This is a genomic window from Sphingobacterium psychroaquaticum (assembly GCF_900177625.1).
Taxonomy (GTDB): domain Bacteria; phylum Bacteroidota; class Bacteroidia; order Sphingobacteriales; family Sphingobacteriaceae; genus Sphingobacterium; species Sphingobacterium psychroaquaticum.
Map to the genome: position 1 here is coordinate 405,544 of NZ_FXAU01000003.1, position 11,752 is coordinate 417,295.

Sequence of the window (11,752 nt, forward strand, 5' to 3'; positions counted from 1 at the left end):
AATGGATAAGCGGGATTTTCTCAAAACACTTGGGTTCGGTGTAGCGGCCTATGCGACAACAGCATCTACGAGAACATTAGCTGCTGAGGTTCGCATGGATTCGGATCCTAAAATACGACGTGCAAGGGCGCTCGAAAAAGGCGACACTATTGGTTTGATAACACCAGCAGGCGCATTGACAGACGAAGAGCCAATTACACAGACTAAGGAAGTTTTTCAGGCACTTGGCTTTAAGGTCAAAGAAGGTGCGCATATTCGTGCACGCTATGGCAATTTAGCAGGAACCGATGAACAGCGAATCGCTGATATTCACCAGATGTTTGCTGATCCGGAAGTACAAGGGATTGTGTGCGTGCGTGGAGGCAATGGGGCTTCGCGTTTGCTGGATCGTATTGATTATAATCTAATCGCGAGAAATCCTAAAGTATTACTTGGTTATAGCGATGTAACGGCTTTAATTATGGCCTTTTATGCGAAAACTGGGCTGGTCTCCTTTCATGGTGCTGTGGGTTCAAGCACATGGACCAATAAGTTGGCAAAAGCGTTTGACGAACAGTTTATTCAAAATAAATTGCAGCGATATGAAAATCCACTGGATAAAGGAGATAGTCTGATTCCTTACAATGATCGGATAACAACTATTCGACCCGGAATCGTGGAGGGACGTTTGATGGGTGGAAATATGACGTTGATTTCAGGTTTATGTGGTTCTGAATTTTTACCTGATTTTAAGGGCGCTATCCTTTTTCTGGAAGAGGTAGATGAAAATATAGATCGCGTAGATCGTATGTTCTGTCAATTGAAGAACGCTGGCGTACTCGGTCAAATAAAAGGCTTTATTTTTGGTAATTGCACCGGGTGTAAGCCAGCTTCTGGATATGGTTCTTTATCTTTTCAGGATCTGTTCCATGATTATATCAAACCTTTGGGAATACCGGCATATACGGGAGCACGTATCGGACATATAAGCAATCAGTTTATTCTTCCGGTTGGTGTGCGTGCCCGGATGGATGCCGATAAAGGAACGATTGAACTATTGGAACAAGCCTTGCTCTAACATAAGGTATGAAAAGGATATTTTTTACATTAACACTACTTGCAAGCTTGAGCGCCTGCTCCAATGAGTTTCGCTCGAAAGAAGATTATGCAAACGCTATGGTTTTAGATACAACACAGTTTAATACAGCATTTACGACATACCGAGAGAAAGCCTTGTTTCATCGTCGCTTTAAGCATAGTGATGTTGATTCGTTGATTCAGCAGCATAAGCAAAAGGGTATTATCGCTGCGGAGGAGATTGGTAAATCGGTGGAACAGCGTGCTATTTATAAACTGCAATATGGCGCGGGTAAGAAGAAGGTGATGCTTTGGTCACAGATGCATGGCGATGAGCCGACAGCTACCATGGCATTGTTTGATCTTTTTAATTTTTTGGAAGGGAAGGATGACGGTTTTGATACTGTACGGTCTTTATTGAAGGAGAATTTAACATTACACTTTATTCCGATGCTGAATCCGGATGGAGCGGAACGTTATATGCGTCGAAACGCGCAGTTTATTGATATGAATAGGGATGCACGTGATGGACAGACGGTAGAAGGCGCCTTGTTGCGAAAAATGGCGCAGGAAATTAAACCGCGTTATGCCTTTAATCTGCACGATCAGAATATCTATTATAATGTTCCTGAGACGAAAAATCCGGTTACCATTTCGTTACTAGCCCCGGCCTATAACTACGAACGGGATATCAATGATATTCGGCAGGGAGCGATGCAACTTATTGTCGGTATGAATAAGATACTGCAAGCCTATATTCCGGATGCGGTGGCAAAATATGATGATACACATACGCCACGGGGGTTTGGGGATAACTTTCAAGGGTGGGGAGCAAGTACCGTCTTGATTGAGTCCGGGGGTAAGAAAGGAGATCCCGAAAAGCAAGAAATCAGAAAATTGAATTTCATCATTATTTTGAATGCGTTAATAGAGATTGCGCAAGGAACCTACCAACAATATGATTACAAAGCGTATGAGGCGATTCCATTCAATGCATCGCAGATGCACGATGTAGTGATCCGTAATGTGGATCTCGGTAATGATACCGTTCCATTAAAAACAGATATCGCGATCCGACGTGGTGAGGTAACTGTAGGGCGCGATTATTTTGTTCGTGGACGTGTAGAGGATATCGGGGACTTAGATGAATCATATGGCTACGATGAGTTCGATGCAAAAGGACTGGAATTGGTGCAAGGAAAAACATGGTCGCGTGAGATTGATTCCGTAAGTGTCTTGTCCTTCGATGATGCTTGGAATCTGCTTAAGGAAGGTTATATGGCAGTAAAGGTTAAAGATATTAGCGATGGACGGTTGCATAATTTGCCCCTCGTATTGTTTACACAGCAACGTTTTACGGCAGCGCCAAATTTGGTGTTGAGTGGGCCCACCAATTTCTTTTTAGGAAAAGGGGCGAAGCTCAAATATGCTGTCGTCAATGGCTATTTGATAAATCTGGAAGAGAAGCCGAAGTCGGATTTCTTTAAGAACAGAGTGAACTAAAAAAGAAAGGCGGATTATTTAATCCGCCTTTCTTTTTTATTAGATGCCCATTTCTTTTAAGATGAATTTGGCATTATCTATCTTATCGGCAATCCATAATACATAACGGATGTCTACGCCAATTGACCGACTGTAGTGTTCGTTCCAGGCAAAGTCATTGATAGTAGCATCGTAAGAGCGGTCAAAATTAACCCCAATCAGCTCTCCGTTAGCGTTCATGATCGGTGACCCTGAGTTGCCTCCTGTTGTATCCATGTTATAAAGGATATTGACTGGGACATCATTTAATTCTTTCTTCGCATAGGCACCAAAGTTTTTCGCTAACCATGCATTTTTGATGGTTTCAGGATATTCAAATTCCGGAAGGCCTGAATTTCCCTTCTCGATCAAGCCTTGTACTGTGGTGAAGGGTTTCATAATCGTGGCATCAGCTGGACTGTAGCCTTTGATATTACCGAAGGTTAACCGCAATGTTGAGTTGGCGTCTGGGATAAAGCTTTTTGCTTGATAAATCTCTTTTACCGCCACATAGTCGCCCATTAATCGGTTTAACACCCCTTCACGTCGCTTTTGTTCCGTGTTAAAGGTATCCATCTCTTCACCAAGTGTGCTTTGTATGCTTAACAGTTCGTCGTTATAGCTCTTTAAAGAGGTAAAGTCTTTTAGTACTGTATTGTATAATGATTCTTTACTGTTCAATTTCGATTTTTGTAAGGCATCGATTACATAATTACCCGCATCTTCTTTGTTAAAAAAACCTTTTTTAGTGAAATAAGCGATACGGTTTTCATCTTGTAATTGATAAGCATCTTGGAACATACGTTGAGCGATGGCTTGATCTACCTGTGCATTATAGCTTTCATAGAATCCATCCAACTGTCTTTTAACTTGTTCGATGTTGAGGTTGAAAACCTCCTCTTGTGCCTTTAGGCCGTTCTGCTTGAAGACTACATTTTTAAAACCATTGATTGTATTAGCAACGCGCAAGAGTGTGGTGCTACTGTAAAGGTTGTTGAACCATAGCTCTTTATTTGCGACCTGAAATACCGTTTTATAATGGTTGTCAATATCTGACATTAAAGTACCATACTTCGCCTTCAGTTCGGGTTTGCTGGCTATAAATTGAGCTAGCGCTTGGTCTTCTTGTTGCTTTCCGGCAACTAAACTCAGGTTGTGAAGGCCTTTGAGTTTCCCTCGGTAGTTCTTCATTACATTGGCATTGCGTTTAATACGGGTTGCCAAAGCAAGCTCTGTCGCTACATTATCCTTGCCTGCTTTATACATTTCCTGGTTTTGAAAGTCGTAAAGCTCCGATGTATAGGGTAGTAAGAACTTTTGTTGATAATCCATGTACTGCGCAGGACGGTGACGGAACGTACGTCCCGGGTATCCGAGGATAAATACAAAATCATTTTCATTAACCCCTTGTGGATTTATTTTTAAATGCTTCTTGGGTTTATACGGGACATTCTCTTTTGCGTATTTTGCCGAAGCCCCTTTGGGAGATACGTAAGCACGAAGGAAAGAGAAGTCACCGGTATGACGCGGCCATACCCAGTTATCAGTTTCTCCACCAAATTCTCCAATGTCTTGTCTTGGAATATAGACCAAACGAACATCTTCAATGGTTTTGTATCGGAATAGAACATAGCTCTTTCCGATGAACATTTCCGAAACTTCTGCTTTGATCGTTGGGTCTTCTGCTTCCGCTTGTTTTGCGAGTTCTACTCTTTTTTTGTTGATGAGGTTGATGCGTTCACTGGGATCGCTGATATTCGCTACGGCATCAAGGATATCTTTGGACACATCACTGTATGAATCTGTGATTCGAATCGTTAGACCTTTCGCCTCTATTTCCTGTTCCAGATTATTTGCGACAAAGCCGTTCTTTAGGTAGTTGAATTCTGGAGAACTGGCAAGTTGCACGGCACTGAAAGCACAGTGGTGATTGGTGATAATAAGTCCATTCGGAGAAACGAAAGAACCTGTACAGCCACTAACCTGTACCAAAGCATCTACGAGACCTACTTGTCCCGGATTGTAAATATCTTTTTCAGAAATCTTTAATCCTGCTTTTTTAAGACCAGCCCGGCTTAGCTCACTCAAAGGGAACATTCCCTCGTCGGGCACCGAAGCAGAAAAATTAAAAGCACCAATTCCTAACAACATCGCGCACAGGAGACTGTGTTTAGATTTTAGTTTTATCATAATCAACCATTTTTACTTTACCCAAAGGTAATAAAACATTTCCTTCTCGGAGAACGGCTTTATCATAGAATTTGGGGAATAAATGGCTATCTTTGTATAGTTAAAATTTATAAGATGACGCTTGTTCAATTAGAATATATTATAGCTGTCGATACCTATCGTAGTTTTGTGGCGGCTGCGGAGCATTGTTTTGTGACGCAACCAACCTTAAGTATGCAGGTTCAAAAGTTGGAAGAATCCATTGGTGCAAAGATTTTTGATCGAAGTCGTCAGCCTGTTATCCCGACTGAAATTGGTGTAAAAATTATTAAACAGGCCCGTGTGATTCTAAATGAGAGTCAAAAAATTGAAGAATTGTTGCAAGAGGAGAAGGGGGAGGTATCTGGCGAATTGCGGATTGGCGTCATTCCCACCGTAGCCCCTTATTTGTTGCCGGATGTATTGACGACGTTCTTGAAAAAATACCCAAAACTAGAATTACAGATTTGGGAGTATACAACGGAACGAATCTTGCAGGAAATGAAGGTAGGACGTTTGGACTGTGGGATTTTATCGACCCCTTTACATGATGGCGGAGTAGAAGAAATACCGTTGTATTATGAGACTTTCGTGGCCTATGTTTCTGAAAAGAGTAGTTTGTTCAAGAAGAAGATGGTTACCACAGATGAAGTGGCCGACGAGCGGCTGTGGCTTCTCAATGAAGGGCATTGTATGCGGGGACAGGTGTTGAACCTTTGTCACTATAAGCATAACCAAGCGGGCAGCGGTACTTTTGCTTACAATACTGGAAGTGTGGAAACATTGAAACGAATGGTGGATATTAATGGAGGTTTAACAATTTTACCGGAGATGAGTATTTTGGGGTATGATGAAGATCAGCTCAATCAGGTGCGTTATTTTAAATCCCCAGAACCGGTACGGGAAATCAGCCTTGTAACGCCGCAGAACTTTGTGAAGAAGCAAGCGATCAATGCGCTTAAAATGGAAATATTAGCCGTAGTACCTGAGCGTTTTAAAACCAAGAAAAAGAAAGAAGTGATGGGCTTTGAACTGTGATTAATGTATGAGAATTAAAGAATCGTTTCGTAAAAAATTAGAACAGGTAAATCGATGGCGGATGCAGAAAATTTCTAATCGAAATTTTATGATCATTCTGGCATTTGCCGTTGGTATTATTGGAGGATTAGCGGCAGCCCTTTTAAAGGGGCTGACCCATTTTATAGCGTCTACACTTCAAGACGATATTGAATGGCACTATAAGTATTCATTCTACTTAGTTTTTCCATTAATCGGTATTCTTTTAAGTGTTCTGTATGTCCGCAAGTTCTTGAAAGGTAAAAAATTTGAACACGGGATAACGCCAATCATTTATTCGATCTCTCGAAAATCTAGTCGTATCGAATTGCATAATGTATATTCTCAGATTATTACCAGTGCGATGACCGTCGGTTTCGGTGGGTCGTCCGGTTTGGAAGCTCCAATTGCCTACAGTGGCGCTGCTATTGGTTCTAATACAGGACGATTCTTTGGTTTACAGTATAAAGAGATTACCATGCTCTTAGCATGTGGAGCGGCAGCTGGTATATCGGGTGCTTTTAATAGTCCAATTGCTGGAATGATTTTCGCTATTGAGATTTTATTGCCTGAATTTTCTATTCCTGCCTTTATTCCTTTATTGATTTCAGCGGCTTTGGCATCTGTAGTCTCCCGATTATTGTATAGTGAACCACTCTTCCATACCGCTAGTACCGAATGGGAAGTAGAAGCCTTGTTTTTCTATTTGCTTCTAGCTGTAGTCGTTGGTCTCTATAGTGTTTACTTTGCGAAGATTAGTACGATTGTCAAGGGCTGGTTTACAAAGATTACCAATCCTTATAATAAAGTTTGGGTCAGCGGCATATCCTTAGGGGTACTTATTCTACTATTTCCTACGCTTTATGGAGAAGGTTATTTAACGATACAGCAAATTTTAGATGGACAATTTGATGCTATTGTCAAGAATAGTCTTTTTTCTGATTATAAAGATATGGCCTGGGTGGTCGTTTGTTATACGGTTCTCACCTTGTTTGCAAAATCTTTTGCCGCACTCTTTACCTTAAATGGAGGCGGAAACGGCGGCGTGTTTGGACCAAGTTTGGTGATGGGCGGATTGATTGGTTTTGCGTTTGCTTATGGCATGAATCAGACGGAGCTTATACAGCTTAATGTGCCAAACTTTGTCATGGCTGGAATGGCCGGGGCGCTGGCGGGTGTGATGCATGCCCCTTTGACGGGGCTTTTCCTGATTGCCGAAATAACGGGCGGTTATACGTTAATGGTGCCATTGATGTTGGTAACATCAATTTCCTATCTAATCAACAGGTCCGTTTTGAAGCACTCCATCTATACGAAGGTCTTGGCCGAGTCAGGGGATTTACTGTCTTATGAAGATAAGGATAGAACAGTTTTAAGTATGATGAAATTGCGGTATGTCGTAGAGCGTAATTTTGTGAAGTTATATCCGTGGGAGACACCTATTGATCGGAAGTCCGATATTATACACTCTAAGCGTAATATATTTCCAATTATTGATCAGGAAGGCGTGTTGTTGGGAATTATTTATAGTGAGCGACTTTTCGAACTCTTATTAGGGGAAGAGGAGGGAGCCGATAAGACATTTGATAAGCTGGTTCAGAAACCTAATGATATTATTCGGGAGTCTGAAAATATGGAAGTTGTCATGGCGAAAATGAATCGAGATGATGTTTGGATTCTGCCGGTTGTCGATGCAGACAATAGGTACCTAGGTTTTGTTTCTAAGGCGAGTGTCTTTAATAAATACAGGGCACTGCTGGTTCGGCAAGGACACTATTTAGAATAATATGTTAAGCGAAAGGAGTCATACTCCTTTCGCTTAACTGGATAACTATCCGCGCATTGCCATGATCTTGGCAACGTATTTGCCAATAATATCGAATTCAATATTTACGGTGTCACCAATCTCGACGGTACCTAAGTTGGTATGTTCTAATGTAAATGGAATAATAGCGACAGAGAACCGATTTTCTTGCGAATTGACAACGGTTAGACTTATTCCGTTGACAGCAACAGAGCCTTTTTCTACGGTTATGTTATCAAGACGTGGCGTATATTCAAACGTAAACAACCAACTACCATCCTGATCTTCCTTGGAGATGCAGGTGGCGACTTGATCCACGTGTCCCTGAACAATATGTCCGTCGAATCGACCATTAGCAACAGTGCATCGCTCGATATTTACGACATCTCCCACGCTTAGTTGCTTTAAGTTCGACTTTTGAAGGGTTTCCTCAATAGCTGTTACTTTATGTGTATCGTGGTCAATCGCGACAACAGTTAAGCATACTCCATTGTGAGATACACTTTGGTCGATACGAAGCTCTGGAGATATATGAGATTGGATAAAATAATGAATATTACTCTGTTCTTTTTCAATTTTTACGACCTTTCCTAAGGTCTCGATAATGCCTGTAAACATAGTTTTTGTTCCTTTAAACAAAGGTACAGATATGGGGTCGAAAAAAAAATCGAAAAAAGATTTTGAATAGTGTGAATTATACACTATCTTTGTGGTATCATAATTTAGGTTTATAATTGGTTATAAAGGTTTTCATTCTCCCCGTTTGAAAACCTTTTTTTTATGCCTGATTATCAGTTGTTTAGCCTTAAAATCAAGTATTTAGCGTTTTTTTTGTCTTCAAATGTTTTCAAATTGTAGAATATATATTATACCTTTGTGATAGGTTTAGGTTGATTACCTCTTAACAAAGAGGTTATATTAAAAGCCTGAGAGGTCGCCCGATCATCTCAGGCTTTGTTTTTTTGCCTACTTTTCCACCTTTTTTTTTCGAAAAAATCTCTGCTTGTTACAATAGGTTTATTCGTTCTAACGTAAAGTTGAAGTCCGTCGTGTTGGTGCTAGCCTTCAGCTCGTGGTCTTTCATTTTAAGAAGCCGAGCTAAAAGCTTGTCTGCGATATGCAGGCTCGAGCTAGCGATGGCAGGGGCGGATTAACACTTCGACAAGCTCCGGGGGCCAAAGCTCTGGATGATCCATAAAAAAAGACACAAGCAATTGTGTCTTTTTTTATTCATTTAGTCTTGTATTTATACCTGACGACCAGGATATACCTCAAGGGCTTTTTCTAGACAAATTAATGCATTTTTCAGGTCACTCTGATTTAATACATATGCCATACGTACTTCGTTTAATCCAGCGCCTTCTGTACTGTAAAAGCCTGTGGCAGGAGCCATCATAACGGTTTGATTATCATGACTGAAATCCTCAAGCATCCACTGGCAGAACTTGTCTGCATTGTCGATCGGTAATTTTGCGACCACATAAAAAGCACCTCCTGGATTTGGACAGTACACACCTTCGATGGCGTTTAGTCCGCTAACAAGTGTATCGCGACGGGCGGTATATTCTTCAGATACAGCGGTAAAATAAGCATCTGGGGTGTCAACGGCTGCCTCTGCGGCTATTTGTCCTTCCAATGACGGACTCAAGCGTGCTTGTGCAAATTTAAGGACGGTTTGGTACAGTGCTTTATTCTTAGTGATCAAACATCCGATACGGGCGCCACATGCCGAATAACGTTTCGATACCGTATCGAACACGACAACATGATCCTCCAAACCTTCTAAGTGCATCGGCGAAATAAACTCTCTGCCATCGTAGCAGAACTCACGGTAAGCTTCGTCCGAGAACAGGTATAGGTCGTGTTTAAGACACAGTTCCTTCAGGGCTTCAAGCTCTTGGCGTGAATACAAATAACCTGTTGGATTATTTGGGTTGCAGATGGCGATGGCTTTTGTTTTCTCTGTTATTACCTTTTCGAATTCCGAGATCGAGGGTAAAGCAAAACCATTGTCGATATACGACATGATAGGTTTTACAACAACATCTGATGAGCACGCAAAACCATTATAGTTTGCGTAAAACGGCTCTGGAATAATAACTTCTTCACCCGGATTAAGGCAAGATTGCATGGCAAATATAATGGCTTCCGATCCACCATTGGTGACAAGGATATCGGTAGGCTCAATATTGTAGTTTAGTTTGTTGTAGTATTGCGCTAGTTTGTTTCTGTAAGAAGCTGTTCCTTCTGAAGGCGTATACGCCCAAACTTTAAAAGGTACACTTTTTAACGCATTTAGCATGATCTCCGGCGTTTCAATATCCGGTTGACCAATGTTTAAATGATATATTTTTTTTCCATCCTGTTTTGCTTTATCAGCAAAGGGAGTCAGCTTTCGGATTGGAGAAGCAGGCATGTCTATGCCCTTTTGTGAAATCTGTGGCATTATGGTTCTGAATTTTTTGTTTTGAATACGCAAAAGTACTAAAAAGAATGTATTGTTCGCTTTTCTTTGCACAGAAGCAGGGTAATGTTGGTCTTAGTGGATTTCTATTGACTTTTATTCCTAAAAACAAGAATAAAGAAAAAGAGCCATCTCATGAATGAGACGGCTCTTTTTCTTTATTAATTTCTTGTGAAATATTATTCTACAGTACCTTTAACCGTTAAGGTCTTGATTGGAGTCTTTGTGTTAGACTTTACCGTAAACTGTTTGGTGAAAGGTCCTTTAGCCGCTGCATTATATGTTACTGTAATGGTACCAGCATCACCAGGTTTAATCGGTGTACGCGTAAATTCGGCCACTGAACATCCACAAGAAGGTTTTACTTCTGTGATGATGATCGGAGCATCTCCGTTGTTCGAGAATTTAAAATCGTAAGACGCAGGTTTATTTTGTGCAATAGAACCAAAGTCATGTGTTTCTTTTTCAAATCTAAATTCACCGATAGCTACGGCCATTGAAGTGAAACCGATAATAGCTACTAAAACAGTTAATATTCCTAAAGCTTTTTTCATTTTATCTCTACGTTTAGTTATTAAACAACTATCAAATTATAAGCCAAAATTAAGTATAACCTTTTTGTTTCGTTCATAAGCGAACAAATTACACAAAAATATTACATAAAGGTTTATATAATACCCTCTTTTAATAAGTCTTGTATGTGTACTATTCCGTTGTATATCTGATTGTTAGTGACAAGTAGCTGTGATATGTTGTTTTGACGCATTTTGTGCAATGCTTCCACAGCTAATTCAGATTGATCTATTGTTTTTGGCGATTTTGCCATAATGTCTTGCGCTGACAGGGCTGTGAAATTATCATATTTCTCGAGCATCCGACGGATGTCACCATCTGTAATGATACCCAGGATTTTAGTGCCTTCTATGACAGCAGTCGCACCCAGCCTAAATTTGGTAATCGTTATGATGGTATCCCGAATTGGGGTATCCGGTGTTACCTGAGGTGCGCCATTGCCTTCCGACAAATCACCGACACGCAAGTACAATTGTTTTCCAAGTGCTCCTCCCGGGTGGTATTTTGCAAAATCGCGATCCGAAAACTGTCTACAGGTCTGTAAAGAAACAGCAAGGGCGTCCCCCATAGCCAACTGCGCTGTGGTGCTCGTGGTTGGAGCTAAGTTATTTGGGCATGCTTCACGCTCTACCGTGGTGTCTAAGACAAAGTCTGCTTGTTGGGCCAGATATGATTCCAGATTACCCACAATCGCAACCAGTGTATTGTTCGTTTGTTTTAGGAAAGGAATAAGGACTTTGATTTCTGGTGTATTTCCACTTTTAGAGATCGCAATAATAAGATCATTCGCTTGGATAATACCTAAATCACCGTGTATAGCATCTGCGGCATGCATAAAAATAGCAGGCGTTCCAGTCGAGTTGAACGTCGCTACGATTTTTTGTGCAATGATTGCACTTTTGCCCATTCCTGTAACAATAACGCGACCATTAAGCGTAAGAATCTTATTGACAACGGTTACGAAATCGGCGTTAATGTGGTTCGTTAAATTTTGGACAGCGCGGGCTTCAAGTTCAATCGCTTCGATGGCTGTCTTTTTTATATCGATGTTGTGTATCACGGAAAAAATA

9 protein-coding genes are annotated in these 11,752 nt (G+C 40.9%); 4 read left to right on the top strand and 5 right to left on the bottom strand.

What is annotated here, in order from left to right:
• Position 1 precedes the first annotated feature (1 nt).
• Together B9Y69_RS10065 and B9Y69_RS10070 are read left to right on the top strand one after the other, a co-directional pair.
• A complete protein-coding gene (locus tag B9Y69_RS10065; RefSeq protein ID WP_085472814.1) occupies positions 2-1,057 on the top strand; it encodes a S66 peptidase family protein in 1,056 nt (351 codons plus the stop codon).
• Between the two features lie 8 nt (positions 1,058-1,065).
• Positions 1,066-2,559, top strand: a complete 1,494-nt coding sequence (locus tag B9Y69_RS10070) for a M14 family zinc carboxypeptidase (RefSeq protein ID WP_085472815.1) — start codon at positions 1,066-1,068, stop codon at positions 2,557-2,559.
• Positions 2,560-2,598: 39 nt separating this feature from the next.
• On the opposite strand, the gene B9Y69_RS10075 is transcribed toward B9Y69_RS10070, so the two are convergent.
• Complete coding sequence (locus B9Y69_RS10075) at positions 2,599-4,767, bottom strand: S46 family peptidase (protein WP_144036541.1); 2,169 nt, start codon at positions 4,765-4,767, stop codon at positions 2,599-2,601.
• A gap of 114 nt (positions 4,768-4,881) precedes the next feature.
• On the opposite strand from B9Y69_RS10075, the gene B9Y69_RS10080 reads away from it, so the two are divergent.
• Positions 4,882-5,823, top strand: a complete 942-nt coding sequence (locus B9Y69_RS10080) for a hydrogen peroxide-inducible genes activator (protein ID WP_085472816.1) — start codon at positions 4,882-4,884, stop codon at positions 5,821-5,823.
• Between the two features lie 7 nt (positions 5,824-5,830).
• Positions 5,831-7,627: a chloride channel protein gene (locus B9Y69_RS10085; RefSeq protein WP_200811779.1), complete on the top strand. Its 1,797-nt coding sequence runs from the start codon at positions 5,831-5,833 to the stop codon at positions 7,625-7,627.
• A gap of 45 nt (positions 7,628-7,672) precedes the next feature.
• Here B9Y69_RS10085 and B9Y69_RS10090 read toward each other — a convergent pair whose 3' ends face one another.
• The 4 genes from B9Y69_RS10090 to B9Y69_RS10105 all read right to left on the bottom strand — a co-directional run bounded on the left by B9Y69_RS10090 (position 7,673) and on the right by B9Y69_RS10105 (position 11,739).
• Entirely contained in the window at positions 7,673-8,263 is a 591-nt protein-coding gene (locus B9Y69_RS10090; protein WP_085472817.1) for a riboflavin synthase, read from the bottom strand.
• Between the two features lie 628 nt (positions 8,264-8,891).
• Positions 8,892-10,091: a pyridoxal phosphate-dependent aminotransferase gene (locus B9Y69_RS10095; protein ID WP_085472818.1), complete on the bottom strand. Its 1,200-nt coding sequence runs from the start codon at positions 10,089-10,091 to the stop codon at positions 8,892-8,894.
• A gap of 197 nt (positions 10,092-10,288) precedes the next feature.
• Positions 10,289-10,663: a DUF1573 domain-containing protein gene (locus B9Y69_RS10100; RefSeq protein ID WP_085472819.1), complete on the bottom strand. Its 375-nt coding sequence runs from the start codon at positions 10,661-10,663 to the stop codon at positions 10,289-10,291.
• A gap of 113 nt (positions 10,664-10,776) precedes the next feature.
• Positions 10,777-11,739, bottom strand: coding sequence for a KpsF/GutQ family sugar-phosphate isomerase (locus B9Y69_RS10105; RefSeq protein ID WP_394365782.1), 963 nt, complete (start codon positions 11,737-11,739; stop codon positions 10,777-10,779).
• Positions 11,740-11,752 lie beyond the last annotated feature (13 nt).

What these genes read in the sequence shown, in the direction of transcription:
- B9Y69_RS10065 (WP_085472814.1), top strand. Translation starts at nt 2, where the DNA reads ATGGATAAGCGGGATTTTCTCAAAACACTTGGGTTCGGTGTAGCGGCC.
- B9Y69_RS10070 (WP_085472815.1), top strand. Translation starts at nt 1,066, where the DNA reads ATGAAAAGGATATTTTTTACATTAACACTACTTGCAAGCTTGAGCGCC.
- B9Y69_RS10075 (WP_144036541.1), bottom strand. Translation starts at nt 4,767, where the DNA reads ATGATAAAACTAAAATCTAAACACAGTCTCCTGTGCGCGATGTTGTTA.
- B9Y69_RS10080 (WP_085472816.1), top strand. Translation starts at nt 4,882, where the DNA reads ATGACGCTTGTTCAATTAGAATATATTATAGCTGTCGATACCTATCGT.
- B9Y69_RS10085 (WP_200811779.1), top strand. Translation starts at nt 5,831, where the DNA reads ATGAGAATTAAAGAATCGTTTCGTAAAAAATTAGAACAGGTAAATCGA.
- B9Y69_RS10090 (WP_085472817.1), bottom strand. Translation starts at nt 8,263, where the DNA reads ATGTTTACAGGCATTATCGAGACCTTAGGAAAGGTCGTAAAAATTGAA.
- B9Y69_RS10095 (WP_085472818.1), bottom strand. Translation starts at nt 10,091, where the DNA reads ATGCCACAGATTTCACAAAAGGGCATAGACATGCCTGCTTCTCCAATC.
- B9Y69_RS10100 (WP_085472819.1), bottom strand. Translation starts at nt 10,663, where the DNA reads ATGAAAAAAGCTTTAGGAATATTAACTGTTTTAGTAGCTATTATCGGT.